Annotated in this window: 25 protein-coding genes; 17 read left to right on the top strand and 8 right to left on the bottom strand. The window is 63.7% G+C overall.

Translation table 11 applies throughout. The features are described 5' to 3' along the window. The first annotated feature begins 1 nt into the window (after position 1). Genes XI02_RS17760 through XI02_RS17750 form a run of 3 tightly spaced genes read left to right on the top strand, consistent with a single transcriptional unit; the run spans position 2 to position 3,728 of the window. On the top strand, positions 2 to 877 hold the full coding sequence (locus XI02_RS17760) for a xanthine dehydrogenase family protein subunit M (RefSeq protein WP_050999442.1): 876 nt from the start codon (positions 2 to 4) through the stop codon (positions 875 to 877). A 16-nt stretch (positions 878 to 893) separates the two neighbouring features. After that, positions 894 to 1,352 carry a (2Fe-2S)-binding protein gene (locus XI02_RS17755; RefSeq protein WP_026192586.1) on the top strand — a complete coding sequence of 153 codons (459 nt, stop codon included), beginning with the start codon at positions 894 to 896 and terminating at the stop codon, positions 1,350 to 1,352. 15 nt (positions 1,353 to 1,367) lie between these two features. Next, positions 1,368 to 3,728 (top strand): xanthine dehydrogenase family protein molybdopterin-binding subunit, encoded by a 2,361-nt coding sequence (locus XI02_RS17750; protein WP_018270938.1) that lies wholly within the window; start codon positions 1,368 to 1,370, stop codon positions 3,726 to 3,728. 144 nt (positions 3,729 to 3,872) lie between these two features. Here the strand turns inward: XI02_RS17750 and XI02_RS17745 are convergent, their stop codons facing one another. From XI02_RS17745 to XI02_RS17730, 4 genes are all read right to left on the bottom strand, one after another. After that, the gene (locus XI02_RS17745) at positions 3,873 to 4,760 is read right to left on the bottom strand and encodes a 2-hydroxy-3-oxopropionate reductase (RefSeq protein ID WP_018270937.1); all 888 of its coding nucleotides are present in this window, start codon (positions 4,758 to 4,760) and stop codon (positions 3,873 to 3,875) included. A gap of 122 nt (positions 4,761 to 4,882) precedes the next feature. Continuing rightward, positions 4,883 to 5,668, bottom strand: coding sequence for a hydroxypyruvate isomerase (gene hyi, locus XI02_RS17740; protein ID WP_026192585.1), 786 nt, complete (start codon positions 5,666 to 5,668; stop codon positions 4,883 to 4,885). A 36-nt stretch (positions 5,669 to 5,704) separates the two neighbouring features. Next, entirely contained in the window at positions 5,705 to 7,492 is a 1,788-nt protein-coding gene (gcl, locus tag XI02_RS17735) for a glyoxylate carboligase (RefSeq protein WP_016846035.1), read from the bottom strand. A gap of 181 nt (positions 7,493 to 7,673) precedes the next feature. Continuing rightward, positions 7,674 to 8,522: an IclR family transcriptional regulator gene (locus XI02_RS17730; RefSeq protein WP_172648071.1), complete on the bottom strand. Its 849-nt coding sequence runs from the start codon at positions 8,520 to 8,522 to the stop codon at positions 7,674 to 7,676. A 237-nt stretch (positions 8,523 to 8,759) separates the two neighbouring features. Here XI02_RS17730 and XI02_RS17725 point away from each other — a divergent pair, with 237 nt between their 5' ends. The 6 genes from XI02_RS17725 to pyk all read left to right on the top strand — a co-directional run bounded on the left by XI02_RS17725 (position 8,760) and on the right by pyk (position 15,231). After that, entirely contained in the window at positions 8,760 to 9,173 is a 414-nt protein-coding gene (locus XI02_RS17725) for a CBS domain-containing protein (protein WP_016846033.1), read from the top strand. An 85-nt stretch (positions 9,174 to 9,258) separates the two neighbouring features. Then, a complete protein-coding gene (locus XI02_RS17720; RefSeq protein ID WP_016846032.1) occupies positions 9,259 to 10,278 on the top strand; it encodes a 2-dehydropantoate 2-reductase in 1,020 nt (339 codons plus the stop codon). Between the two features lie 5 nt (positions 10,279 to 10,283). Next, positions 10,284 to 11,066: a fumarylacetoacetate hydrolase family protein gene (locus tag XI02_RS17715; RefSeq protein ID WP_016846031.1), complete on the top strand. Its 783-nt coding sequence runs from the start codon at positions 10,284 to 10,286 to the stop codon at positions 11,064 to 11,066. A gap of 64 nt (positions 11,067 to 11,130) precedes the next feature. After that, complete coding sequence (gene oxlT / locus XI02_RS17710) at positions 11,131 to 12,474, top strand: oxalate/formate MFS antiporter (protein ID WP_172648072.1); 1,344 nt, start codon at positions 11,131 to 11,133, stop codon at positions 12,472 to 12,474. A 30-nt stretch (positions 12,475 to 12,504) separates the two neighbouring features. Next, positions 12,505 to 13,812 (top strand): glycerate kinase, encoded by a 1,308-nt coding sequence (locus XI02_RS17705; RefSeq protein WP_172648073.1) that lies wholly within the window; start codon positions 12,505 to 12,507, stop codon positions 13,810 to 13,812. Positions 13,813 to 13,815: 3 nt separating this feature from the next. Continuing rightward, positions 13,816 to 15,231 carry a pyruvate kinase gene (gene pyk / locus XI02_RS17700; RefSeq protein WP_018270933.1) on the top strand — a complete coding sequence of 472 codons (1,416 nt, stop codon included), beginning with the start codon at positions 13,816 to 13,818 and terminating at the stop codon, positions 15,229 to 15,231. 82 nt (positions 15,232 to 15,313) lie between these two features. Here pyk and XI02_RS17695 read toward each other — a convergent pair whose 3' ends face one another. Together XI02_RS17695 and dinB are read right to left on the bottom strand one after the other, a co-directional pair. Beyond that, the gene (locus tag XI02_RS17695; protein WP_016846027.1) at positions 15,314 to 15,523 is read right to left on the bottom strand and encodes a hypothetical protein; all 210 of its coding nucleotides are present in this window, start codon (positions 15,521 to 15,523) and stop codon (positions 15,314 to 15,316) included. A gap of 114 nt (positions 15,524 to 15,637) precedes the next feature. Further along, positions 15,638 to 16,885: a DNA polymerase IV gene (gene dinB / locus XI02_RS17690; RefSeq protein ID WP_172648074.1), complete on the bottom strand. Its 1,248-nt coding sequence runs from the start codon at positions 16,883 to 16,885 to the stop codon at positions 15,638 to 15,640. Between the two features lie 293 nt (positions 16,886 to 17,178). Here dinB and XI02_RS17685 point away from each other — a divergent pair, with 293 nt between their 5' ends. From XI02_RS17685 to XI02_RS17650, 8 genes are all read left to right on the top strand, one after another. Further along, a complete protein-coding gene (locus XI02_RS17685) occupies positions 17,179 to 17,445 on the top strand; it encodes a hypothetical protein (protein ID WP_018270931.1) in 267 nt (88 codons plus the stop codon). A gap of 237 nt (positions 17,446 to 17,682) precedes the next feature. Next, on the top strand, positions 17,683 to 18,810 hold the full coding sequence (locus XI02_RS17680) for a hypothetical protein (RefSeq protein ID WP_172648075.1): 1,128 nt from the start codon (positions 17,683 to 17,685) through the stop codon (positions 18,808 to 18,810). A 365-nt stretch (positions 18,811 to 19,175) separates the two neighbouring features. Further along, a complete protein-coding gene (locus XI02_RS17675; RefSeq protein WP_172648076.1) occupies positions 19,176 to 19,664 on the top strand; it encodes a hypothetical protein in 489 nt (162 codons plus the stop codon). 31 nt (positions 19,665 to 19,695) lie between these two features. Next, positions 19,696 to 20,487 carry a terminase large subunit domain-containing protein gene (locus tag XI02_RS17670; RefSeq protein ID WP_172648077.1) on the top strand — a complete coding sequence of 264 codons (792 nt, stop codon included), beginning with the start codon at positions 19,696 to 19,698 and terminating at the stop codon, positions 20,485 to 20,487. Beyond that, positions 20,484 to 21,173 (top strand): hypothetical protein, encoded by a 690-nt coding sequence (locus XI02_RS17665; protein WP_172648078.1) that lies wholly within the window; start codon positions 20,484 to 20,486, stop codon positions 21,171 to 21,173. The genes XI02_RS17670 and XI02_RS17665 overlap by 4 nt, the downstream gene beginning before the upstream one ends. Positions 21,174 to 22,144: 971 nt before the next feature. After that, on the top strand, positions 22,145 to 22,957 hold the full coding sequence (locus tag XI02_RS17660) for a YqaJ viral recombinase family protein (RefSeq protein WP_172648079.1): 813 nt from the start codon (positions 22,145 to 22,147) through the stop codon (positions 22,955 to 22,957). Further along, entirely contained in the window at positions 22,941 to 24,125 is a 1,185-nt protein-coding gene (locus XI02_RS17655; protein ID WP_172648080.1) for an ERF family protein, read from the top strand. Before XI02_RS17660 ends, XI02_RS17655 begins: the two co-directional genes overlap by 17 nt. 126 nt (positions 24,126 to 24,251) lie before the next feature. Beyond that, positions 24,252 to 24,662: a hypothetical protein gene (locus XI02_RS17650; RefSeq protein WP_244980690.1), complete on the top strand. Its 411-nt coding sequence runs from the start codon at positions 24,252 to 24,254 to the stop codon at positions 24,660 to 24,662. Positions 24,663 to 24,758: 96 nt separating this feature from the next. On the opposite strand, the gene XI02_RS17645 is transcribed toward XI02_RS17650, so the two are convergent. Both XI02_RS17645 and XI02_RS17640 read right to left on the bottom strand, forming a co-directional pair. Further along, positions 24,759 to 25,031 carry a hypothetical protein gene (locus XI02_RS17645; RefSeq protein ID WP_172648081.1) on the bottom strand — a complete coding sequence of 91 codons (273 nt, stop codon included), beginning with the start codon at positions 25,029 to 25,031 and terminating at the stop codon, positions 24,759 to 24,761. Positions 25,032 to 25,618: 587 nt separating this feature from the next. Continuing rightward, on the bottom strand, positions 25,619 to 25,840 hold the full coding sequence (locus XI02_RS17640; protein WP_172648082.1) for a hypothetical protein: 222 nt from the start codon (positions 25,838 to 25,840) through the stop codon (positions 25,619 to 25,621). Positions 25,841 to 25,941: the final 101 nt, after the last annotated feature.

Genomic DNA, 25,941 nt, shown 5'->3' with positions numbered 1-25,941 from the left:
CATGCAGAGCGTCGCTGGCGAGACGCACGATGCACCTGCGTCGATCTACGTCGCGCCCTCGCTCGCTTCCGCACTCGACGCACTGCGCGAATTCGGCGCGGCCGGCGCTGCCTTTGCGGGCGGCACATGGATCATGCGGTCGCCGATCCGCCACGAGCGGCTGAAGCCCCACTATGTCGCGATCGGCAAGATCGCCGAGCTGACCACGGTCCGTATCGACAGCGATGCGATCGAGATCGGCGCGGCGGTTACGCATGCGGCACTCGCAGCGGCCCTGGCCGATCATGCGGAATTCGCGGTCCTGGTCGACGCCGCCGGCCGCTCCGCCAATCCCGCGATCCGCGCGATGGCAACGATCGGCGGCAACCTTGCGACGTCGGAATTCGCCGCCGCGGATTGCGTGCCGGCGCTGCTCTGCCTCGAGGCCCAAGTCGAAATGTCCGCACGCGACGGCCGCGAGCGCATCGGCCTGGCGCATTTCCTAAAGATCCGATCGTCCCTTCCCCCCGGTCATCTGGTGACGCGGATCATCTTGCCGCGGGCGGCGCGCAGAAGCGCCCATGCCCGCCTGCCGCTGCGCAAATCGGGTGACTACCCGGTCGCCATCGTCAGCCTGTCGGTCAGCATCGATGCAGCGGGCCGGGTCCAGGCGGCGCGCGTCGCGGTCGGTTCAGTCGAGCCGGTGGCGCGCCGCTGGGAGCGGCTCGAGGCAGCGCTCATCGGACGTCCGCTCGATGCAGCGGAGGCGGCGCAGACTGCGGCCGCGTTGGCGGACGAGTTCGTCGGCCGCGACAGCGTCGATGCCCCGGCCTGGTATCGGGTCAGCGTGCTACCCGGTCTCGTTCGCCGCGCTGCGATCGCAGCGCTTGGCTCCTGAACCGGTGGGGATCGACATGGGATTCAACTTGACAGTGAACTGTGATCGCCTCTCTTCCGTGGCCGACCCCGCCACGCCGCTGATTGACATTCTGCGCGAGGAGATGCATCTGACCGGCGCGAAACCGGTCTGTCGCGAGGGCTTTTGCGGTGCCTGCATGGTGCTGGTCGACGGCGAGCCGACGCCATCGTGCCTGCTGCCCGCCGCGCTGGCCGATGGCCGCAAGATCCGCACCGTCGAAGGCCTTGCGCCTCACGGCGAACTGAACCGTATCCAGGCGGCCCTCGAGGCCAGTGATGCCGTCCAATGCGGCATGTGCTTTCCCGGCATGGTGGTGAGCCTGGTGCATCTCCTGACGACCCGGCCTGACGCCACCCGTGACGATATCCGGGCGGCACTGACCGGGAACATCTGCCGCTGCACGGGATACGAACGCATCGTCGAGGCGACGTTGCTCGCCTTGGCCACGGCATAATCAGGAGGCGCAAGCATGTCCGACGTTTCCGCGACGATGGATCTGCGCCGGCGTGACGCCGCCGACAAGCTGCGTGGCCGCACGCGCTACACCATCGATCGATATCTGCCGGGCATGCTGCACGCCGCGGTGCTGCGCGCCGGCGTGCCCTCGGGCCGTATCATTCGTCTCGACACGTCGAGGGCTGCCCGCATGCCGGGGGTACGTGCGATCGTGACGGCGGCGGATGCACCTGGCATGATCGGCATCGGCATCGCCGATCACCCGCTGTTCGCCCGCGATGTCATTCGCTACGACGGCGAACCGCTTGCCGCGGTCGCAGCCGTCACGTTGGCGCAGGCGCAGGCCGCGCTCGCGGCGATCGACGTGGAGATCGAGCAAATCCCCGCAGTATTGACCATGGCGGATGCGCTGGCACCAGATGCGCGGCTGGTTCATCCGGACTGGCGCAGCTATGAGGTGCTGCTCGAAGGCGGCGCGCGTGCGGGCAATGTCGCCTGGGAGGCGACCGTCGTTCGCGGCGACGTCGACGCCGCCTTTGCGCGGCCCGACGTCGAGATCGTCGAAAGTCTTTATCGCGTCGGCCGGCAGAACCACGTGGCCTTCGAGCCGCGTGCGGTCGTCGCAACCTACGAGGACGGCCGCTTCCATATCGAGACGTCGACGCAGGTTCCCTGGAGCATCCGCAACGCGACCGCGCGCGTGTTGGGTGTGCCGGCGTCACAGGTGCGCGTCACCGTGCCGCCGGTCGGTGGCGGCTTCGGTCTCAAATTCGATCTTGCGGTTGAGCCCTTCGCCGCCCTCCTCGCCCGCGCCAGCGGCCGGCCGGTGCGCCTCGTCAATTCCCGCGAGGACGAGATGCTGACCTGCCTGTTCCGCGAGAACGCCGATATCCGCATCCGCTCGGCGGTGACACGCGAGGGAGAGATCGTGGGCCGCGAGGCGGTCGTGCTGATGGATTGCGGTGCCTATGGCGGCGAACAGATCTTCCTGACCACCATGACCGCACACACGCTCGGCGGAAACTACCGGCTTGGCAGCGTGCGCATGGTCTCGCGCGCAGTCTACACCAACACGGCGCCGAACGGTGCGTTCCGCTGCTGCAACGGCGTCTACAACACCTTTGCGCTCGAGCGGCACACCGACGAGATCGCGGCGCGGATCGGAATGGATCCACTTGCTTTCCGGCGCCGCAATGTGCTCGGCGACAAGGACCTCGGCGCCACCGGCCAGGTATTCGAAGACGATGTGCTCGGCCCGATGCTCGACCGGATGGATACGTTGCGCGATGCGGCAGCGCCGCTGCCGGCGCGCACCGACGGCAAGCTCCTTGGACGTGCGACCACCGTCGGCACCTGGTTCGTCTTCGTCGGCCCGTCGGCCGCGACGGTGAACATGAATGCCGACGGCACGGCGACCCTGGTCACGTCGGGTGTCGAGATCGGATCCGGCTCGATGATGCAGAGCCTGCCGCAGATCGTTGCCAGCACGCTCGGCATCGCGCCCGAGCAAGTGATCGTCCGCGCCGCCGATACCGATGCGGCCGGTTATGATGTCGGCGTCGGTGGCGGCCGCACCACCGTCTCGCTCGGCGCCGCCAGCCTGTCGGCGGCACAGGAGGTCCGCACGAAGCTTTTGAGGATCGCCTCCGAGATGATCGAGGCCGCGCCCGGCGATCTCGTCATGCGCGATGGTCGGATCGAGATCGCGGGCGCGCCGGGCTCCGGCCGCACCGTCGCTGAGGTCGCGACCCGTGCTCAAGCGCTGGGCGGACCGGTCGCCAGCACCGGCGCCTTCACCGGCGCCGGGGTGCCGGCGATGCCCGGTTGCGTTGCCGGTCATTTCATCGACGCGATCGACATCCCCGTCTTCGCCGTCCATGACTGCGAGGTCGCCGTCGATCCGGAGACCGGGCATGTCGAGGTGCTAAGCTATCGCGTGGTTCAGGACGTCGGCCGCGCGCTGAATCCACGCGCAATCCAAGGCCAAATCCAGGGTGGCGTCGTGCAGGGTCTGGGCTACGCCCTGCACGAGGAGGTGACGATCGGCAGCAATGGCCGTGTCAGTCAAAGCGGCTTTGAGACCTACCGCGTACCGCTTGCGCTCGACGTCGTACCGGTGGAGATCAGCCTCTATGAGGGTGCGCCGTCGGTGGGGCCGCTCGGCACCAAGGGCGCCGGCGAGGTGCCGATCCTCAATGTCGGCGCCGCCGTCGCCTGCGCCGTTGCCAACGCGACAGGAAAGCGGGTGCAGGAATTACCTCTGACGCCGCCGCGCGTGCTCGAACTTCTGCTCGAGCGCAAGCCGGGTCTGGCGCTGTCTCACATTGTCGAGGTGTGGACGGACAACCTTGTTCGTCCTCACCAGACGCCCTAGGGACACCGGAACATGCCCAGCAAACGATCCGAACGCCGAGCGACCGACTTGGGCGCCAGGCGCCTGATCCGCGGCGGGTAAGCGTTACCGTCTCCCCGCACCGACCAGGGCCACGATATTTTCGTCCGTTCCCTTCCTTGGGGCTCAGGCAGCCGCGACCTCGTGGCCCGCCATGACCTCCAGCGCTCTCAGAATAGCGGAATGGTCCCAGCTTTTGCCGCCGAGGGCGGTACAGGTGTTGAACAGCTGCTGGGCTGCGGCAGTGCCTGGCAGCGACAAGCCGAGCGCGCGTGCGCCTTCCAGCGCGAGGTTGAGATCCTTCTGATGCAGCTCAATGCGAAAGCCCGGATCGAAATTGCGCTTCAGCATGCGATCGCCGTGCACTTCAAGGATCCGGGACGACGCAAAGCCACCCATCAACGCCTGGCGCACCAGCGCGGGGTCGGCCCCCGCCTTGGAGGCGAACAGCAACGCCTCGCTCACCGCCTCGATGGTCAGCGCCACGATGATCTGGTTCGCAACCTTGGTGGTCTGGCCGTCGCCATTGCCGCCGACATGCGTGACATTCTTCCCCATCGTTTCAAACAGGGGCTTCATCGCATTGAACGCCCGCTCCCGCCCGCCAACCATGATGGTCAGGCTGGCCGCCTTGGCGCCAACTTCGCCGCCGGAGACCGGCGCGTCGAGATAGTCGGCCCCGAGCGCATCGATCCAACGTGCAAACTCCTTGGTCGCCAGCGGAGAGATCGAGCTCATATCCGTCACGATCATGCCTTTGGAGATGCCCTCCGCCACGCCGCCTTGACCGAACAGCACGGCTTCGACATGCGGAGTGTCCGGTACCATGATGATCACGGCGTCCGCTTCCTGCGCCACCTGCCTGGCGGACTCGCAAGCGGTGCCGCCGGCCGCAATCAACTCGGGCGCAACAGGTACGACGTCGTGCAGGAACAGGCGATAGCCGGCAGCCAGGAGGTGGCCGGCCATCGGACGTCCCATGGTGCCAAGTCCGATGAATCCGATGTCTTTCATTGTCGTTGCTCCTGTCAGCCGGATGAAAGCGTTTTTCGGCGAGCGACTCTCGGCTCGCGTGAAGAAAACGCGACAAATAAATTCCAGAGCTCCGTCCCGATTCAATCGGAACGGAACAGGCTCTAGGTCACGAAAGTCTGCGCGGCGTGCCAGCCGAGGCTCTCGAGCGTGGTCGTCCGCGGCTTGTATTCGCACCCGATCCAGCCCCGATACCCGATGCTGTCGAGATGCTTGAACAGATAGGAGTAGTTGATCTCGCCGGTTCCCGGCTCATAACGGCCCGGATTGTCGGCGAGCTGGACATGCGCGATCCGGCCGAGATGCTTCCGCAGGGTCCGCGCGATATCACCTTCCATGATCTGCATGTGATAGATGTCGTACTGGATGAACAGATTGGACGAGCCCACCTCGGAAATGAGCTGCACCGCCTGTTCCGTACGGTTCAGGAAGAAGCCGGGAATATCGAGCGTATTGATCGGTTCGACCAGGAGCTTGATGCCGTGCTGGCCGAGCGCGCCGGCAGCGAAGCGCAGGTTGGACACGAGGACGTCCTGCAGTTCTGCCCTATCCGTATCGGCTGGAGCGATGCCGACCAGGCAGTTCAGCTGCCGGCAATCCAGCGCCTTTGCGTAATCGATTGCACGCACCACGCCGTCGCGAAATTCATCGACCCGATTGCGCAGGATCGCAATGCCCCGTTCGCCGGCGGCCCAGTTGCCGGCCGGAAGATTGTGCAGCACCTGGGTCAGCCCACAGCGCGCCAATTCCTCCCGCAACGCGCCCTTCTCGAAGTCATAAGGAAAAAGATACTCGACTGCGTTGAAGCCGGCGGCCTTGGCGGCTGCGAACCGATCGAGAAACGGCAGCTCGTTGAAGAGCATGGTGAGGTTGGCGGCAAATTGAGGCACGGGTCGTATCTCCGCTTGAAGCGCTGAAAGATGTCGTCAGGCCGGCAACAGCGTGCCGGATCGTGACGCGCTCGGGACGTCATCGAGCGGAAGATCGAGCACTTCCTCGAACTCGACGATGTTGTCGATCTCCGTTCCCATGGCGATATTCGTCACCCGCTCGAGAATGAACTCCACCACCACGGGCACGCGATGCTTCGCCATCAGCTCGCGTGCGGTCGCGAACGCCGCCTGCGCGTCGTTCGGGTCCGTCACACGGATCGCCTTGCACCCCAGCCCCTCCGCGACGGCCACATGGTCGACGCCGTAAACCCCGATCTCGGGCGCGTTGATGTTCTCGAACGATAGCTGGACGTGATAGTCCATGTCGAAGCCGCGCTGGGCCTGCCGGATCAGGCCGAGATATGAATTGTTCACGACGACGTGGATGTAGGGCAGATTGAACTGCGCCCCGACCGCGAGCTCCTCGATCAGGAACTGGAAGTCGTAATCACCCGACAGCGCGACAATGTCGCGATCGGGATCGGCGGCACGCACGCCAAGCGCGGCCGGCAGCGTCCAGCCGAGAGGGCCGGCTTGGCCAGCGTTGATCCAATTGCGTGGATTGTAGACGTTGAGGAACTGGGCGCCGGCGATCTGCGACAAGCCGATCACGGTCACGTAACAGGTGTCGCGGCCGAAGGCCTTGTTCATTTCCTCGTACACGCGCTGCGGTTTGATCGGGATGTTATCGAAGTGGCTCTTGCGCAGCATCGAACGCTTGCGGTCGCGACAGGCGGCGGGCCAGGCCTGCCGATCGCGCAGCCTCCCCGACTTCCGCCACTCCCTGGCGACGCTCACGAACATTTCCAGCGCAGCCTTGGCGTCCGAAACGATACCGAGGTCCGGATTGAAGACCCGTCCGATCTGCGTCGGCTCGATGTCGACATGGACGAATTTGCGGCCCTTCGTATAGGTCTCGATCGAGCCGGTATGCCGGTTGGCCCAGCGGTTTCCGATGCCGAGCACGAAATCGGATTCGAGCATCGTGGCGTTGGCGTAGCGATGGCTGGTCTGCAGGCCGACCATGCCTGCCATCAGCGCGTGATCGTCAGGAATGGCGCCCCACGCCATCAGCGTCGGGACCACGGGAACGTTGACCGCTTCGGCGAAGGCGACCAGCAGCTCGGACGCATCGGCGTTGATCACGCCGCCGCCGGCCACGATCAGCGGCCGCTCCGCGGCGTTCAGCATCTCGAGCGCCTTCTCGATCTGCTTGCGCGTCGCCGCCGGCTTGTAGACCGGCAGCGGTGAATAGGTCTCGTCGTCGAACTCGATCTCGGCCAATTGCACATCGAGCGGAAGATCGATCAGCACCGGTCCCGGCCGTCCCGACCGCATGACATGGAAAGCCTGGCTGAACACGCGCGGCACCAGCGCCGGCTCGCGCACTGTGACGGCCCATTTCGTCACCGGCTTTGCGATCGCCTCGATGTCGACGGCCTGGAAATCCTCCTTGTAGAGCCGCGCCCGCGGCGCCTGACCCGTAATGCAGAGGATCGGAATCGAATCCGCGATCGCCGAATAGAGGCCGGTGATCATATCGGTGCCGGCGGGGCCCGATGTGCCGATGCAAACGCCGATATTGCCTGCCTTCGCCCTGGTATAGCCTTCCGCCATATGCGAGGCGCCTTCGACGTGCCGCGCCAGGATATGACTGATCGAGCCGTTGCGCTTCAGTGCGGAGTAAAGCGGATTGATCGCCGCGCCGGGAACGCCAAAAGCGCAAGTGATCCCCTCGCGCTCCAGTATGCGGACCGCTGCATCCACCGCTCGCATCTTCATGTGATGATCCCGCTTCGCTATGAGTTGGCCTGAGCAGGATCATCAGGCCCGCGAGCATCGATCTCAACGCAATCGATTGGAATTTCCGCGCTGTGGCAACGCTCGCGATTTCTTGCGCGTCTTCAAACGATTAGCCTCAGCGTAGAAATGGAAATCGTTGCGGACGGAATCGCAGCCAGCCTTACGCCTGCGCTTGCTGCGTGCGGTTCCCGCGAAGTTCGGCCGTGAGTTCGGCTGCGATCCGGTGCACGATCGTGCCGATCTCGGGCAAGCGTTCGTTCGTCAGCCTGTCGGCCATGCCCGATACCGAGATTGCGGCATATGGTTCGTTGCAATCATTGAAGACGACCGCGGCCACGCAGCGCAGGCCGAGGCGCGCCTCTTCATCATCCACCGCATACCCCTGACGCCGCACGATCTCCAATTCCTTGAACAACTCGCCGGGCCGCACGATCGACTTTTCCGTCAGCCGCGGCATGCCCTGGCGGCGAATGATCGCGTTGACGTCGGCATCGGAATAGGTGGCCAGCACCGCCTTGCCCACTCCCGAGGCGATCATCGCGACGCGTCCGCCGACCTTGGTCAGCGAGCGCATGATCTCACGGCTTTCAATGCGGGACACGACAATGATGGATTCGTCATCGACCACGGCAAGATTGGCCGTTTCCCTGGTCTGGTCGCGCAGCTTGCGCAGATAAGGCAGCGCCTGCGCGGCAAAATTCCGCCGGCGCACGAAGGTCGAGCCGACCACGAAGCTTTGGGCGCCGATGTGCCACTTGGACTCCTCGCGGTCGAACTGCACGAACCTGCGGTTCTCGAGCGTGGTCAGCAGACGATGAACGGTCGAGGGCGACAGGCCGGTACGGATCGCCAGATCGGTCAGCCGATAGCCTTCATCATCCTCTGCAAGTGTCTCCAGGATTTGCATGGCGCGATCAACGGACTGAACACCGCCGTCGCGCGCGTCCAGATCCGGCTGCGCGCGAAGATCGGGATCGGATGGCTTGCGCCGGATCGGCTCTCTTTTCATCACGACTTGCCCCTAACCGGTTGCGGTTCAGAACGAAATTGCTCGTCGAGAACGAGCGCCAGAATTGGCATATGGCATACCATAACGCTCAGGAGTCAAGGGAACGAAATCTGCGAATAGGTCAGTATTTTTGCCATTCTTCTTTTAAATGGCTCGATTCTTTTGTTTGACTTCTGGGATAATGTATACCACGATTATTTCGAGACGACCTAATCACGCAACCGGGAGAACGCTGCCATGTACGTCGGGGACATCCTTCGCAACAACAGTCCACACCTGGTGGCGATCGGCTCCAACGAAACCGTGAGCATTGCGGCGAACCTGATGTACGCGAGCAATGTCGGCGCCCTCGTGGTCAGAAGCGCCTCGCGCAGCAAGGACGCCGCCGTGGTCGGAATGTTCAGCGAGCGCGACGTCGTTGCTGTGATCGCCGAGCGCGGCACCAATGGTCTTGCCATGAAAGTCGCGCAGTTCATTTCGCCGCGGCCGCTGGTGTCCTGCAATTCGCAAGATGCGCTCACGGATGTCGAGCGACTCATGGCCCGTCACGGGATCCGCCATATCCCCGTCATCGACAACGGCCGGCTCGTCGGCGTCGTGAGCATGCGGGACATCACCCTTGCTTTCGAGGAAGCCGCCTGCGCGGCCTGACAGACTTACCCAAGGCCATTGCCACGCTACTCGGTTCGAGCCGCTGCGGCTCCTGCTGTGTCCCCATTCTGCTTGCGAGGATCTCATGAGAATCTGCATCTACGGCGCCGGTGCGATCGGCGGCTATCTCGGTGTCGAATTGATGCGCGCTGGCGCCGATGTCAGCCTGGTCGCACGCGGCGCGCATCTCGCCGCAATGCGGCAGAACGGCCTGAAGCTCCTGATCGGCGACGAGGAGCGCGTCGTGCATCCTCGTTGTACCGACAGCCCCGCCGAACTCGGCGAGCAGGATTACGTCATCATTTGCCTCAAGGCGCATTCGATCACCGGCGTCATCGAGCCGATGCGACCGCTGCTGGGCGATCGGACCCGCATCGTCACCGCCGTCAACGGCATTCCCTATTGGTATTTCCACAAGCATGGTGGTCGGCACGAAGGATCGACGCTCGAGAGCATCGATCCTGGCGGTCGGCAGTGGAACGAGCTGGGCCCCGAACGCGCCATCGGCTGCGTGGTTTACCCCGCCACCGAAATTGAGGCGCCCGGCGTGATCCGCCACGTCTACGGCAACAACTTTCCGCTGGGCGAGCCCTCCGGCGAGATCACACCCGACGTCCAGAAACTTTCCGAGCTGTTCGCGGCCGCGGGCATGAAAGCGCCCGTCCTCGACCGCATCCGTGACGAGATTTGGCTCAAGCTGTGGGGCAACGTCTGTTTCAATCCAATCAGCGCCCTCACCCACGCGACCCTCGACGTGATCTGCAGCAATCCGGGCACGCGCGCGCTGTCCAGAGCGATCATGCTGGAGGCCCAGGCGATTGCGGAAAGCCTCGGCGTCAAGTTTCGGGTCGATGTCGAACGCCGCATCGAAGGTGCGCGCAAGGTCGGAGCGCACAAGACCTCGATGCTGCAGGATCTCGAGCGTGGACGTCCGGTCGAGATCGATCCGCTGATCACCGTGGTGCAGGAGATGGGCCGGATGACCGGGATCGCGACACCCGCCCTCGATGCGGTGCTGGCCCTGGTCGCGCAGCGCACCAGGCTGGCCGGCCTCTATGACGGGGCGGCCGGCGCCGCAGCGGCAGAAACGCTGGCGGTGGCGTGATCCCGATGGCCAATGTTACGCGCTGGGTCCGCTTCCGCCACCATGACAAAATCGGCTTCGGGCAACTCACCCCGTCCGGCATCTCCGTGCACGAAGGGGACATGTTCGGCGACCCGCGACCGACTGGACAAATGCTGGCGCTGGACGACGTCGAGCTGCTCGCCCCGACGCAACCGAGCAAGATCATCGCGCTCTGGAACAATTTTCACGCACTGGCGGAGAAGCTGAAATCACCTGAGCCTGCCGAACCGTTGTACCTGTTGAAAGCGCCAACCAGCGTCACCACGCCTGGCGCGATCATCACGCGCCCCTTGGGCTACGATGGCAAGACGACCTACGAAGGCGAGCTTGGCATCGTCATCGGCAGGAGCTGCACCGCGGTCGCGCCCGAGCAGGCCGACGCCTTCATCTTCGGTTACACCTGCACCAACGACGTCACCGCCGCGGACATCCTCAATCGCGACCCGACCTTCCCGCAATGGGCACGGGCCAAGGGCTTCGACGGATATGGCCCCTTCGGTCCCGTCATTGCCTCAGGCCTCGACCCCGCAAGCCTTGTGGTGCGCACCATCCTGAACGGCGTCGAGCGCCAGAACTACCCGATCGCGGACATGATCTTCAGCGCACAGACGCTGGTCAGCAAGATCTCGCACGACATGACGCTGTTGCCGGGCGACCTGATCTGCTGCGGGACATCGATTGGCGTCGGGGTGATGAAGGAGCCCGTCAACACGGTCACCGTCGCGATCGACGGAATCGGCGAGTTGACCAACGAGTTTCGTCAGTAGGCGCGGCGGGACGATAGCCCGACGCAGCCGGCCCAAACGACAGTTATCTGCCTCAGGAGCACACATGAACTCCACGAAACCGGCATCATCGCCCGGCGGCTTCCGCTGGCTGCAGCTGGCGATCGGCATCGTCTGCATGGCGATGATCGCCAACCTGCAATATGGGTGGACACTGTTCGTTGACCCGATCGACGCGAAGTTTCACTGGGGTCGTCCAGCCATCCAGCTCGCCTTCACGATTTTCGTGATGACGGAGACATGGCTCGTGCCGGTGGAGGCCTGGTTCGTGGACAAATACGGCCCCCGCATCGTCATCATGTTCGGCGGGCTGATGATCGGGTTGGCCTGGGTGATGAACTCATACGCCTCCTCTCTCGTCACGCTCTATGCGGCAGCAATCGTCGCGGGCATTGGCGCCGGCGCCGTTTACGGCACTTGCGTCGGCAATGCGCTGAAATGGTTTCCAGACCGGCGCGGCTTGGCCGCAGGGGCAACCGCCGCCGGGTTTGGCGCCGGTGCGGCGCTCACCGTCGTCCCGATTGCCAACATGATTGCCGCCAGCGGCTACCAGAGCACCTTCCTGACCTTCGGGATCGGGCAAGGCCTCATCGTCATCCTGCTGGCCTGGTTCGTCCGGCCACCGCATGGCGTCGAAGCACCCAGAAAAAAGCGTCTCAATCTGCCGCAAAGCGCGATCGACTACACCCCGCCCCAGGTGTTGCGCACCCCGATCTTCTGGGTCATGTACCTGGTGTTCGTCATGGTGGCTTCCGGCGGGCTGATGACCGCCGCGCAGATCGGACCGATCGCCCATGACTTCAAGATCGCGGACACGCCGGTCACGCTGGCGGGCTTCCAGATGGCGGCACTGACCTTTGCCATCTCGCTCGATCGCGTCTTCGATGGTTTCGGCCGTCCGCTCTTTGGCTGGGTCTCCGACAATATCGGCCGCGAGCACACGATGTTCATCGCGTTCGCGACTGCGGCGCTGATGTTGCTGACGCTGTCCACCTACGGTCACGTTCCGGTTGTCTTCGTGCTGGCCACGGCGATCTATTTCGGCGTCTTCGGCGAAATCTACAGCCTGTTTCCCGCGACGTCGGGCGACACGTTCGGCGCCAAATACGCAACCACCAACAACGGCATGCTCTACACGGCGAAGGGCACGGCGGTGCTGCTCGTGCCGCTCGCGAGCATCATCTCTTCCCAGCTCGGCTGGCAGGCCGTGTTCATCGTCGCGGTTGCACTCAATGCCACCGCTGCCCTCACCGCGTTGCTCCTGATCAAGCCGATGCGACGCGCGTTCATTCTCGGCAGTGAAGCGACGGCAAGCGCCGCAATCGCTCGCGCAAAGGTCTTCCCTGATGACGCATCCGTGTCTTACGACCGTCTCGAGAAGGCGCCATAACAAGAGACCTGTTGGCCGGAGCGCAAACGATTGAACGACAAATGGACGGATGTGCGAGCTCGGACCGCCCTGCGGCGAATCCTTGACGCCGCCATCGCGAGCGCCGATCCAAGGATCACGATTGCCGACGCCCTGCCGGCAAAGCCGAAGGGCAGATGCATCGTCGTCGGCGCAGGTAAGGCGTCGGCGGCAATGGCGGCGGGCCTCGACGCGGCATGGCCTGACGTCGAGCTTTTGGGGGTCGTCGTCACGCGCCACGGCCATTCGGTTCCAGCCGGCCGCATCGAAGTGCTCGAAGCGTCTCACCCCGTGCCGGATGACACGAGCGAGGCCGCTGCCCTTCGCATGCTGCGCGCCGTCGAGGGGCTTTCGGCAGACGATCTCGTCATCGCCCTGATGTCCGGCGGCGGCTCGGCGCTGATGACCCTTCCGGCACCTCCGATGACTCTCGCCGACAAGCAGGCGGTCAATCGGGCACTCCTCGCAAGCGGCGCGACAATTGCCGAGATGAACGTCGTCCGCAAACATTTGTCCGCGATCAAGGGCGGGCGGCTGGCGCTGGCCGCCCGCCCCGCCCGCGTCACGACCCTCGTGATCTCAGACATTCCCGGCGACGATCCCGCGGCGATTGCCTCCGGTCCCTCGCTGCCGGACAGCAGCACAAAAGCCGATGCGCTGGAGATCGTTGGCCGGTTTGCCATCGACCTGCCGGAAGCGGCGCGGCTTGTGCTTGAACAAGCGGACGAGACGCCCAAGCCCGGCGAGATCGATGCCGACGTCCGCATCCTTGCCGCTCCATTCCATGCGCTTGACGCTGCGGCCAACGCCGCCCGAGACGAAGGCTTGACGCCGATCGTCCTTGGCGACGCGATCGAGGGCGAGGCACGGGAACTCGGAACCGTGATGGCCGGCATCGCCCTATCAGTCGCGAGGCACGCGCAGCCAGGGCCCGCCCCCACGGTGCTGCTGTCCGGAGGCGAAACGACGGTGACGATCGGGCGCGGGCCGGCGGGACGCGGCGGCCGCAACACCGAATTCCTGCTGGGGCTTGCCGTCGCCCTGTCCGGCGCATCCGATATCTGGGCCATTGCGGGCGACAGCGATGGAATTGATGGAACGGAAGATGCGGCTGGCGCTTTGATCGGTCCGGATACGCTGCGGCGCGCCGCCGCGAACCTGCTTGACGCACGGGCGCACCTGGCTGCCCATGACAGCTATACGTTCTTCGACCGCCTTGGAGACCTCGTGCGCACCGGGCCAACGCTTACCAATGTCAACGATATCCGCGCCGTGCTGATTGCAGCCGGCAAGCCGGGAATCAAGCCAGCAATGAGGTGACCCATGCGCCGCCATCGACGCGCCAAGATCGTCGCAACCGTCGGTCCCGCCAGCAGTTCCCCCGAGATGCTCGAGGCGCTGCTGCTGGCTGGCGTCGATACATTCCGCCTGAACTTCAGTCACGGAACGCAGAGCGATCACGCACGCATTCACGCGGCGATCCGAAAGCTGGAACAGGAAGTCGGCCGGCCGATCGGCATCCTGATGGACCTCCAGGGTCCGAAGATCCGCGTCGGCACCTTGCGCGATGGAAAGATCGCCGCAGCGGCCGGAGAGACCATTCGATTCGTTTTGTCCGGATCGGATGGCGACCGAACCGCAATTCCCCTCCCGCATCGGGAGATCTTTGCCGCCGTTGCCCCTGGCCATGACCTTCTGATCGACGACGGCAGGGTCCGCGTTCGCGTTACCGGGCTCGGTGACGATTTCATCGAAGCCAAGGTGATCGTCGGCGGCACGATCTCGAATCACAAGGGCGTCAATCTGCCGGGCACGGTCCTCGATCTTTCACCGCTGACCGCGAAGGATCGCCTCGATCTGGAGTTCGGCCTGAAACTTGGCGTGGATTGGGTTGCTCTGTCGTTCGTGCAGAAGCCCTCGGACATCATCGAGGCGAGAGGTCTCATTGGGGACCGCGCCGGTCTGATGGCCAAGATCGAGAAGCCGGCGGCGCTCGAACGGATCGACGACATCATCCAGTTGTGCGACGCCATCATGGTTGCGCGGGGAGATCTCGGCGTCGAAATCCCGCATGAGGACGTGCCGGGGCGCCAGAAGGAGCTGGTGCGGGCCTGCCGTCTCGCGGTGAAGCCCGTGATCGTCGCCACGCAAATGCTCGACTCGATGGTCGCCGCCCCTACGCCGACACGTGCGGAAGTCTCCGACGTTGCGACCGCCATCTATGACGGCGCAGACGCAGTGATGCTGTCGGCGGAGTCCGCGACAGGGCGATATCCGCGCGAGGCGGTCGAGATGATGGACCGCATCATCCGCAGCACCGAACAACACAAGATGTACCGCTCGATCGTCGAGGCGACCCAGCCCGGCGAAGAGCAGACGCCACCGCACGCCGTGGCAACGGCAGCGGCCGATCTCGCCTCCGTCGTTCACGCCGCCGCCATCGTGGCCTATACGTCGAGCGGCACGACGGCCGCACGCGTCGCGCGCAAGCGGCCGAGCCGCCCGATCCTCGCCATCACCCCGAGCCGCGAAGTGTCCCGCCGCCTGTGCCTGCTTTGGGGCGCTCACAGCGTGCTTTCCGACGACGTTCAGAGCTATGAGGAGATGGTCGAGCGCGCAACTACATTCGCGCATGCAGAGCAGTTTGCATCGAGCCGCGATCTGCTGGTCGTTGTCGCCGGCATTCCCTTTGGACAAGCGGGAACAACCAACAATCTACGGGTCGTATCGCTGCCCTGAGAGAACCGTCGGCCCGAGCGATTGCATCATCAGCGCACCGCGCGGCAAGGCGAGCGCGATGGTCGCGTGCATTCCCGATCGCCTAGGTCAGCATCGAGATGATCGATTGAAGCTGATCGGATGCTGACGTCACGAGCCCGTCGAACGATGTCTGACCGTGAGCCGCGGCTCGCAGGATGCATTCCGCAACAGCGGCCTTGAGACCGAACACGGATTGATCCGCCGGCACGCTTGCCATGACTGCATCCAACGCATCGCGCATCGTCTGAATCAGTTCGGCGCTGTACTTCATGGCTGTCCCTCCGCACGCTCAAGATAGGCCGGCCGTGCCAGGTCGCCACTCACAAGCGCGCGATTCCAAATTGCCTTTTCTTAATGCAGTGACAGATACGTGAACCGGCGAGCGTTAGAGGTCTCTCTCGGCAAGCTTGCGAAACGCATCGGGCACCGAATGAACCGCCTCGAGCGCCGCTGAACCATATCCGATCGCCTCCCAGCCAAAGCGATCGCGGATTTTGTCGATCGCACGGTCCGCCGCCCAGCGGGCGATCCCTGTCGGGCTTCCAGGGCGAAGCGCTTCGTCCTCCAGTCCGAGTGGAAGCTCCAGCGCAAGATCCCAATGCTCCTCGAGATGCGACACCGAGATCGCCAACAGCGAGATGATCTTCGCGCCGGGATGGTCGGCAAGGGCAGCGCGCACCAGATTCTCGGCGAGCCGGGCCAGGACGATGGTCGTGCACACCGGCGCATCGAGCGTCATCGAGCGCGTCACCGACTTCAGGTTGGCGAAGCGGACGCGCACCGTCACGGTTCGTCCAGGCCGCGACTTCGCCCGAAGCCGTGTGGCGACGCGGTCGGCGAGATGAAGCAGTGTTGGCCGAATGACTTGCTCGATCGCAGGCTTTCGGCCGAGCGCCGATTGTGCTCCCGCGGATCGCGCACGCCGGTGTGGCTTGAGCTGTCGCGGATCGCGATTCCAGGCCAGCGCGGCAAGTTTCTCGCCCGCTGCCGGACCGAGCAAGCGCGTCAGCGACCGTTCCGACAATTTGGCGAGCTGACCGATCGTCGCAACGCCGATCGCGCCCAACCGGGCCCTGGTGACCGGCCCTACCCCCCACATCAACTCAACCGGCAATTCGTGAAGGAAGCTTAGTTCGGCGTCGGGATCAACGACGACAAGTCCGTCGGGCTTTGCGACCTGCGAGGCGATCTTCGCCAGATGCTTGGTGCGGGCGACGCCGACCGAGATCGGAAGGCCGAGCTCGCTACGCACGCGCCGCCGGATCGACGCGGCTATTTCGGCAGGCGTTCCGAACAGGTGAGTACAGCCGGCAACATCCGCAAACGCCTCGTCGATCGAAATTCGCTCGACCAGCGGCGTGAAGTCGCCGATCACCTTGATGGCCGCGTCGCCCAGCCGCTGGTAATCGCTGAAATGGCCGCCGACGAAAACAAGTTGCGGGCACAGTTGGCGGGCTTCCCGCCCCGACATGCCGCCATGCACCCCGAAGGCCTTGGCCTCATAGGACGCCGCAAGCACAACCCCGCCCCCGACGGCGATCGGCTTGCCGCGCAGCGACGGCTCGAGCAGTTGCTCGACCGATGCGTAGAAAGCATCGAGGTCCGCATGAAGGATGGTGGCTGCGGCTGCCATCTCGACCCGTTCATCCCTGACCTGACCGAAGCCGCCCGTCTCCGGACGCGGAAATTGACTATAGAACAAAATAGGAACATTCTGAAATCGAGTCAATCCAGCACGCGTCGTCGCGGCTGCTGGCGCCGCGAACGAGCGAGTCGTCAACGCGCGCCGCCACTGCGCGAGGGGGTCTGCATGACGGCGGCTTCTGCGATGGACGACCGCACGAAGCTTGCGCGTATTGCCGCACCGGCTCACGCATCAGCCGGCTGACTTTGCCGCGCAGGGCTTTTTCGGCTAGATATTTTGCAATGACCGACCAATCTCATCAGGTGGACTTCCAAGCTGCGGCCCACCTCTACAAATGGCCTTCGCTCAACAACGCGAGGCGAGAGGATCGCGCGCCCTATATGGTCGTCAACGGAACGCTCGATCAATGCATTCGGGATTTCATGGGCAAGCCCGAGAAGACGCGACATCTTTACGAGATCCGGACCAAGTCGCAGCCTCCCCTCGTCCCCGACGTGCTGTCACCCGAGCATGTGATCGAGCTCTCCAGGCTTCGCGAGTTTCTCTGAGGCGCGCAGCGAACGCGATCCCGACGCGTCGCGTTTGCGGAGCGACTTATCCATCTGTCGTAGGTCTGGTGCCGGATTGTTTGCCCCTTGGGGAGCCGGTACACTTGCTCGACTCCCTGACTGACCGACGTCCGTGCCGGCATGATTGATCCGCTTCGACCCGCTGAGGCTCGCACGTCGCCTGCACGGGAGAGGAACGGCCGCACGGCTGGTTGATCGGGCATCGCGAGGCGCCGCATGAGGTTCAATCTGGCGATCCTGAGTGTGCTGGCCGCAAGGCCCGGGGAGCGGATCGCGATCGATGAGGTCAGCCGCGAGGTCAAGCGCATGATCGCGGCCGGCGATGAAGCCACGCAGTCGAAGCGGCCGTCCGAGCTTGGCGACGCCGACGTCTTCCAATCGGGATGGGCATCGATCAACGATGCGGGCCTGCAGATCACCGATTCGGGGCTCTCGTTGTGGCGCTCGCTTGAAACCGCCCGCATCGAGCAAAGACTCGATCCACAGGAAACGGAACAATTGGACGCTGTTGCAGCCGACACGCGCCATCCAGGTGCGGACACCGCAATCGACCATCCCGACGGCGTTGATCTCGAGCTCCCCGGCGTGACGCGCGAGGATCACGATAGCCGCCAGCCATCCGGCCAGGGCCGTTCGGCTACTGCTCCCGACATCCCCTCGGCGCACTCTCCGATCGTCCCTGCGCCTGCATTCGGCTCGTTTCAAGCGACGAACCGCACGGCTTCGTGGCTATCCGGTCTGGTCAGCTTGCTCGGCACGACCATGCCCAAATTCGCCGCCGCGCGGCGACGGCGATCCGCGGAGGATATCCCGGATCGTCGTGCCGATCGTCGAGGCGGATTGACGGGGCTGGCGGTGGCGTGCCTCAGCCTGATCTCGGTCGTCGCCTGCGTTGCCGCCGCGATTGCACTTGGTCAGCTTTCTTCGCTGAAGTCGGACATCGCTGCGTTGCGGCGGGAGGTCGCCCCGCTGCGGGAACGCCTCGCACGACTCGAACAGGTCGAAGTCGCAAAACGCGATGCCGCCCAGCAGGAAGATGCGCAAAACAAGGCCGAGGCGGACAAGAAGCTGCCTGACGGCGCAGGCGAACAGGCCGCGCTCAGCCTCTCGCGTGAAGAGATTCAGCTGATAAGGGAGTACATCAAGGCAGCGCCTTCGGGCGGCGCAGCCGTCGCGCCGATCAACGTCGGCGATCCCGTCACCGGCGGAATGATTCCGCTGCCGTCGTCGTTGACGGAAAAAGTGCCGCGGCTTCTCGGTGCGAGATTCGCCACCCGCAACGGCGCCATCGTCATCAGCACACGAAACAGCCGCCGCGTCGATGCCGTGCTGATGCCGAACTAGCTGACTTAAACGAAGCGCTTTTGGCCTCCCGCGATAGCGAACCGAGATTTTTCGGGAAGCTCACCCTTATTCGGAATGCTAGAGTGCCACGGGCCCCTTCCCGGCACTCATCAATCCCGACCGTCGACAACGCGACCCGCGGTCGCGTCGCCGCGATTAACGAACCTGTAAGCCATCCACTTTCACATGGAATTAACCAGTGGCAAAGCGTCGCTTTCGGAATTGCGATTCGGGACGCCCTGGCCCAAGCGAGACAATTCGGGAAGACCGGCCCATCGCAGGATCTGACCAAAGCCTCGCTCAAATCAGTGTTTGCGTGATCGGAGTTTGGGTCGATGTCCAGGAAGTGCAGCACCTGCCAGCATGTGAAGCGGGCCGAGATCGACCGGCGGCTGGCCGCCGGAGAGCCTGGCAGCCAGATTGCCCAGGACTATGGCATCAATCCGTCGAGCCTGCATCGCCACCGCACCAACTGTCTCAAGCTTGCCTCCTCCAGCCTGATCATGAAGGAGGCGGCGCGAGGGACCGCCGCGGCGGCGTGTCTTCCCTCACCCGGCCAGCTCGGCAACGCCTATGCCGAGCTGAAAGACCGCATCGATGGCATCGCACGCCAGGCCGCAGCGGAGGGCTCGTTGAAGACGGCGCTCTCCGGCCTGAACTCGGTGCGCCAGACGCTCGACAGCCTGTCCCGGCTCGCCGCCCATAACGAGGCAAACAGGAGCGCGCCGGTGCCGAACAACGGCGATCTTGACGACCTCGTCGACCGCCTCATCCTTCGCTTCGATCACGAACCGGAGCTGAAAGAAAAACTCGCCCGAGCCCTCCTGGAGATGAACGATGAACAGCTTGCGTGATGCTGCCTACAAGCTCGATCCGGCGCTGTGGGTGGAAGAGATCGTCGGCGAGACACCCTCCGCCTGGCAGAAACAATTCCTTCGTGCCCCGCGGGGCGTTCAAATCCTCGCCCTCACAGCGCGGCAGATCGGCAAGACAACGACCGCAGCATGGGCCATCGCACATCACATGGTCCATCATAATAACAGCCTTTCGGTGGTGGTTTGTCCATCGCAGCGCCAAAGTGGTGAAGCGGTAAGGCGGGTGAACGATACATTGACGGCCGCGCGGCTCGATCTCGACGTCGACAACACCTATGGCCTCGAACTGAAGAACCGCTCGCGCGTCCTGGCGCTGCCCGGCAGCGATGACTCAATCCGGGGCCTATCGGTTGACGGCTGGATCATTGCCGACGAGGCGGCACGGCTCTCGACCGACCTGATCGCAGCGGTCCGTCCGATGCGCGCGCGCTTTGCGCATTCACGATTTGCGATGCTGTCAACGGCCTGGAGTCGGACTGATCCGTTCTGGCAGGCCTGGGAGAGCGAGGGCGACTGCTGGATGAGACTGCGGGCCACCGCGGGCATGCCGGACTTCCCGCTGACAGCCGAATTTCTCGAGCAGGAGCGCGCTGCGCTCGGCGAAGACGCTTACAAGCGGGAGTATCTGGGCATCCCTGCAGGCGCCCATACGAGCCCGTTCACCTGGGAGCTGTTCGATCGAGCGATCTGCGTGACGCCTCCGCTGGCACCGGTCGGCGCAGCGCTGCTGCCCGACGCTGACGTTCCGCGCGCGGCCCCCAATCCCTTCCGTTCCCTCTCGACTGCGAGGTTATTCCGATGAATTACAATCCCTACGACGTGACGACATGGGGAATTTTTCACCCTCTCCTTCTGGCTCACGATGTCGGGCGCACCCGCGATCGCTCGACTGCGGTGATCGGGGGCAACAGTCCTGGCGGCGAAGGTCTGATCGGACTTCGCGAAGCAGTCGAACTGCCCCAACAGCTCTACGGTTCGGGACGGGCCAACGCGCTGGCTGAGGTGGATCGCCGGTGGGGCCACAACGCCTTGGTCATTGCCGACCTCAGCAATGATGCAAGCTATGCCGAGGTTTTGCAGCAGACATTCGGACCCCGGGTGATCGGGCTGCAGATCAGCCGGTCCGGTGATGGCACGGTGGTTGAACGGCGCCTCTGTGGCCACGGCGCGATCCTGGTGTACACCGTCGGCCGGAGCTTCCTGATCGAGCAATTCCATGGTTTCATGCAAGCCAACCAGGTGCGTTTCGCCGCCGCGCCCGAACTCGTAAAGGCGTTTGAGCAGCTCAGCGAACTCGATGTCGAGCGCCGTCAGAGCGGGACCGTCTACACCTGCCGCGCGGGCAAGCATGACGATCTCGGCATCTCCTGCGCCATGCTGGCCTGGGCCGCGCGCCACCGGCATCTAACGTCCTGGTTTCGGACCGCCGCGGCAGCTCGACGACCCCGGCGCCCGCGCCCCAAGGTCAGTTGGGAGGCCTGGATATAATTCAAGGGATGATTGCCGGCCATTGCCGGCATGATCCCCGCCAGGTCGGGTTGAACGGTCTGTTCGCGCGCTTTGCGAGGCGGGGCAAGCCGCGTGAACAGCCGCAGCGGTCCATGAGGCGGACCTCGAGGTTGCAGAACCGCACGATATGACAACGGAAAAGGGAATTCGGGCTCAAGCATATCGGATCTACCCCCGCGTTCAGAGAAGCGGGAAAGCGGATTGCCGATTGCGTCAGCGAACTACTCGATCGGCAACGGAGCAATTCGATGTCGTTCCGCGTGAACCGGTAGACCCGATCGAAGGGCATACTCCCGCACCCAAATTGGCGTCACAGCTATCTGTCGTACACGTTAGACAACGTCGCGCCATCTACTAAAATTTCAGGAGCCGCGGTCGGAACGCAAGTCATTGCCGACGTCGCAATCGCAGCGGCGATATCGACCTGCCGGCCACCGGGTGTTTCAAACATCCCAGCCTCACGGACGACGAATCTTATTTTCGCGCACGTCACGCGGTGCAAACATATTCTCAGTTCTACCTCGAACATTGCTCAGGATGCTGGCTGCAAAGGAGACCAGCACCTGCTGGTGAAGCCCGTCCCAACGATCCGCACCGGGCACGCCGTTTGCGAGAATGTCGAAGCAGCAGAGCTGCCGGCCGGACCTGTTCGAGTTGGCGCTGCGACCTCCTACGACCGCGAATAGGTCATGACGTAATCGGTTTACGGGCTCATTAGCTCTGACAGAGCCGACCACGGCAAGCTCCGGCTCGATCCGTATCAAGCGTTCGTTGTGAAGCGGTTCAGCCAGACGCCGCACCCAGCTACGCGCGGGAGAAGGGGGCAGAGTTTGGTGCCCGCCGGGCCTAACGGCGCTCGTCTGGACCAGGTTTGCAGGCCACGACGCGCCGACCTTGTGGGCGGTGACCGCCGCCTGATCATAAATCACCCAGACACGAGGACAGGACGCATGTTGAATGGACAGGATCGCCGCACCTTCATCGGCGGCTCCGATGCCCGCATCATCATGGGCGACGATGAAGGCAATCTCATTCGGCTCTGGCAGGAGAAGCGAGGCGAAACCGAACCCGTAGACCTTTCTCAGAATCTGATCGTTCAGCTGGGTAAAGTCACCGAGGATCTCAACCGCACCTGGTATGAGCGCTGCACAAAGCACAGGATCAAGGATATCCAGCGGCGCGTTCGCCATCCGGTCCATAAATGGATGGCGGCCACGCTCGACGGTATGATCGAAGACACCGGCGCGGTGTTTGAAGCCAAGTTCATGCTGCCCTGGTCTTTCGCCGAAGAAGCCGCCGTCGAAAAACATATGGCGCAACTGCAGCACAACATGTGGGTGGTGTCTGCCCGCACCTCCGTACTTTCGATTATCACGGGCGGCGGAAAATGGGTGGAGATCACGATCTGTGCCGATCCGCTCTACCAGCATCTTCTCTTGACGGCCGAACGAAAATTCTGGCGCTGCGTTCAGACTGGCGAACAGCCGACGCTGTTTGGCGTCGAAACGCCGAGGTCGAAGCTAGAAGCCGTGCGGATCGTCGACATGTCGTCGTCGAACCACTGGGCGGAGCTTGCGGCGTGCTACCTGCGAACGCGGGTTGCGCATGGTGATCATGAAGCCGCCAAGTCGGAACTGAAGAAACTCCTGCCGGAGGATGCCAAGGAAGCGACGGGACACGGCGTCAGAGCAAAGCGCTCGAAGTCCGGCGCCATCAGCTTTGAAGCGGTCGAGATGGGGGGCGTCCATGCATCGGTCAAGTGAAAGCATCGGCGCGATCGCAGCGGCACTCGCCCGCGCGCAAGCCGAACTGACCAACCCGGAAAAGACCCTGACCGCGACGATCCGGTCGCCGTTTCCGCGCGAGGAGCCCCAAACATTCCGCTATGCGTCGCTCGCCTCTGGCCTCGACATCGTCCGCAAAACCCTCAGCCGGCAGGAGATCGCCACCGTCCAGACCACCCGCCTTGAGGTGGCAACCGGGCAGATTCATCTGACCACCCTGCTCGCCCATTCCTCCGGCGAATGGATCTCCTCCGACCTTCCGGTCTGCGCCGCCAAGGACACCGAGGCGCCGCACCGGATGGGCGCGGCCTTGACCTATGCCCGCCGCTACGCGCTGTTTGCTTTGGTCGGCATCGCCGGCGAGGACGATCTCGACGCCCCGCACGCAATGGCCGGTCCACCGGCCGCGGCGCCGCAAGCGCTCCCGGACCCGAAGGCCAAGCCTGCCAGGGGCGTTCTCAACCGCGCGCCGGTGTTGGGTCCCCCGCAGTCGGCCGAGCTCCGGGAGCGGCTGTTGAGCCAGCTCGCGGTCCTGCCTCCCGGCGATGACCTGCTCACCTGGGCAAAGGCTAGCCTTCAGCTCAAAAACACGCTCTTGGAACCGGACGCCAAGCTCGTCGAGGCCGCCTATCAGACCAAGCTGCAGGAAGCCGACCGCCTCGGGACGGTCGAACAGGCATCTCCCTTCGATTATGACGCAGGCCTGTCGCCGGATCCGCTCCCGAACGCTCCAGCTAGCACCGAGGCTACGCCTCAGGCGCACCTACCAGCTGCACCTGAGGCCGCGTTGGCCCGTCCCAAGGAGCCGCCCCGCAAGCGCTGCAAGGCGCATCTGTTGTTTGTCGGGGACCAGCCCTGCCTCGTTTGCCGGCAAACTCCGTCCGATGCCCACCATTTGAAGTTCGCCCAACCAAGAGCTCTCGGCCGCAAGGTCAGCGACGAATACACCGTCCCATTGTGTCGCGCCCATCACCACGAACTGCATCGGTATGGCAATGAAAGGGCCTGGTGGGCGAACCTGAAGATCGAGCCATTGCAGGTGGCGCAGGACTTGTGGACGGCAAGTCCGATTCACAGCCCGATGACCGCTGCCGCCGTCAGCGCGGCCGCCCCCTCCCCCCTTGGGTCGGAGGCTTCCCCACAATGAACGGGCCATTCCAAACTGCGCATGAGCTAACGCTGCCGGTCGAGTTTGAGGTGTTGGCGCCGCCTCCCCTGCTCCGGTGAACGGCTTGACCACTACCACGCGCTACGCCAGGCGAACGTTGCTGATTTGGCGCCGCGGTCGGCCATCGAATGGCTGCTTGCGATCGACGTTGCCGAACTCTCCTGGGAGACCCAGCGCTACCGCGTGCTGCGCCACCGGCTGCTTGCGACCTATCGGCAACAGGCGATTGAGGCCGCCTTACGCCGGATCGACATGGCCGGGATCGCGCCGGAGTTCGAGGACGAAGCCGACTACTACACACGGCAAAACGCGCTGAGTTGGCGGCTCGATCCTGTTGCTGCGACCGAAATCGAGGCGCGTCTGGCATCATATGGCTTCGATCAGAATTCCATCAACATGGACGTCTACGTCGAGGCGCGAGAGGTCTTCGTCTTGTTCGAGGGCCGGCTCAATGCTGCACAGGCCAGGCGGCTGGTGCTCATCAGGGAGATCAGGAGGCATCGATTCCCAGACTAAATCTGCGCTGTGGCGCCATGTTTCGGAGAAACCGGCCCCCTTTTCGATGCAACCTGTGTCAATTTTCGCTCGGCGGATAGTCCGTTTGGGCCATGATCATTTGGCCAGGGAGGGTGCAGACTTCGAGCCGTCAGGATTTTGCATTTCCTTCCTGGGCCTAGAGCCAATGGCCGCACGCACGCATTTTAAGCGGCCCGCTGTGCTGATGAACCAACGGCCCGTTGCAGCATCCCACTCCCGCGCACAGAGGGGCGGGCCGTCATGGACAAAAAGCCAATCCCCGTTGGCGAACAAATCATCACAATCGTCTTGCTGGTGATCTTCGCGCTCGTGATTTGGTACGGGGTCATGATCTGAGACTTCGCTCATCGGCGAATCCTATAGGCCTTCACAGGCCTCTTTCGCTCTTCCCTTGGCTGGCCATGGTTCAGCGCCTGCTTCATCGCCATCCACGCCAACAGCGTCCAGGCAGGCCCGCGCTCCGTGCATAGATCGGGTGCTCGACCGCAGTCTGCCAGTGCGGCAGATCATGTTCTGCTTTCGGCAGCTTCTGGACATAACTGGCGGCGTGGTGCGGCGTGGTCGGCACGCGCCCGTCCGCTAGCTCTATCGGATCCTCAAACTCCCGGCGCCAGCCTTTCCCAGCCATATTGGCATCGTCGCCGCAACTCGGTTCGAGTTCACGACCGGGGAACTACGGGAAGCTTCAAGAATCAGGATTTCCAGTTGTTCGTGAATGGCACGCGCACATCCGTCGCATAGCACCGTAGTTTCCCGGAAGGTCTATGTCTATCGGGAAAAACCGGAAATAGTTCTGGATCCGATTCAAACTTGCGATTTCCGAAACCTAGGTTCAGGCTGATCATCGCCGAAATGGGCGCCATTGGCACTGGGATTGCCCGCCGATGGAAATTTGTATAATTCATCTCGGTATAAGGATTTTCCATGTCGAAGTTTTACGTGAACACCACGGAAGCTTTGTAGTGTCTGCGCGCCGACAAGGACGGCGTAGTATCATTCGAGTACATCATCGTTGCGGCTTGCATCGTCGCTGTCGTGATCGCGGTTTTCAAGACCGACACCAGCATCTCGGCTGCTCTGGCCGGCGGAATCACCAAGATCTCGAGCGCTATGGCTGGCCTTTGATTTGACGGCTCGAAGGCGCGGGCGTGCTCCATGAGTCCTCCACGGCCCTTCCCGGGGGTCGAATAGCGACCTACAGTGAGGCCCAGCGAGTTAGGGGCCGCCGCCGGGACACGATTTTTCGAGCCCCACAGGT

The sequence above is a fragment of the Bradyrhizobium sp. CCBAU 21365 genome (assembly GCF_015291305.1).
Taxonomy (GTDB): Bacteria; Pseudomonadota; Alphaproteobacteria; order Rhizobiales; family Xanthobacteraceae; genus Bradyrhizobium; species Bradyrhizobium elkanii.
Note: the sequence above shows the minus strand (reverse complement) of the source record. Positions and strands in the feature narration are given on the sequence as shown.

Bases quoted from the DNA above. Each gene is read 5' to 3' on its own strand.
- XI02_RS17640 (WP_172648082.1), bottom strand. From the start codon at position 25,840: ATGGAGCACGCCCGCGCCTTCGAGCCGTCAAATCAAAGGCCAGCCATA.
- XI02_RS17760 (WP_050999442.1), top strand. From the start codon at position 2: ATGCAGAGCGTCGCTGGCGAGACGCACGATGCACCTGCGTCGATCTAC.
- XI02_RS17665 (WP_172648078.1), top strand. From the start codon at position 20,484: ATGAATTACAATCCCTACGACGTGACGACATGGGGAATTTTTCACCCT.
- XI02_RS17680 (WP_172648075.1), top strand. From the start codon at position 17,683: ATGAGGTTCAATCTGGCGATCCTGAGTGTGCTGGCCGCAAGGCCCGGG.
- XI02_RS17660 (WP_172648079.1), top strand. From the start codon at position 22,145: ATGTTGAATGGACAGGATCGCCGCACCTTCATCGGCGGCTCCGATGCC.
- XI02_RS17685 (WP_018270931.1), top strand. From the start codon at position 17,179: ATGACCGACCAATCTCATCAGGTGGACTTCCAAGCTGCGGCCCACCTC.
- gcl (WP_016846035.1), bottom strand. From the start codon at position 7,492: ATGAAGATGCGAGCGGTGGATGCAGCGGTCCGCATACTGGAGCGCGAG.
- XI02_RS17715 (WP_016846031.1), top strand. From the start codon at position 10,284: ATGGCCAATGTTACGCGCTGGGTCCGCTTCCGCCACCATGACAAAATC.
- XI02_RS17725 (WP_016846033.1), top strand. From the start codon at position 8,760: ATGTACGTCGGGGACATCCTTCGCAACAACAGTCCACACCTGGTGGCG.
- oxlT (WP_172648072.1), top strand. From the start codon at position 11,131: ATGAACTCCACGAAACCGGCATCATCGCCCGGCGGCTTCCGCTGGCTG.
- XI02_RS17695 (WP_016846027.1), bottom strand. From the start codon at position 15,523: ATGAAGTACAGCGCCGAACTGATTCAGACGATGCGCGATGCGTTGGAT.
- dinB (WP_172648074.1), bottom strand. From the start codon at position 16,885: ATGGCAGCCGCAGCCACCATCCTTCATGCGGACCTCGATGCTTTCTAC.
- XI02_RS17755 (WP_026192586.1), top strand. From the start codon at position 894: ATGGGATTCAACTTGACAGTGAACTGTGATCGCCTCTCTTCCGTGGCC.
- XI02_RS17645 (WP_172648081.1), bottom strand. From the start codon at position 25,031: ATGAGCGAAGTCTCAGATCATGACCCCGTACCAAATCACGAGCGCGAA.
- pyk (WP_018270933.1), top strand. From the start codon at position 13,816: ATGCGCCGCCATCGACGCGCCAAGATCGTCGCAACCGTCGGTCCCGCC.
- XI02_RS17720 (WP_016846032.1), top strand. From the start codon at position 9,259: ATGAGAATCTGCATCTACGGCGCCGGTGCGATCGGCGGCTATCTCGGT.
- XI02_RS17745 (WP_018270937.1), bottom strand. From the start codon at position 4,760: ATGAAAGACATCGGATTCATCGGACTTGGCACCATGGGACGTCCGATG.
- XI02_RS17655 (WP_172648080.1), top strand. From the start codon at position 22,941: ATGCATCGGTCAAGTGAAAGCATCGGCGCGATCGCAGCGGCACTCGCC.
- XI02_RS17730 (WP_172648071.1), bottom strand. From the start codon at position 8,522: ATGAAAAGAGAGCCGATCCGGCGCAAGCCATCCGATCCCGATCTTCGC.
- XI02_RS17750 (WP_018270938.1), top strand. From the start codon at position 1,368: ATGTCCGACGTTTCCGCGACGATGGATCTGCGCCGGCGTGACGCCGCC.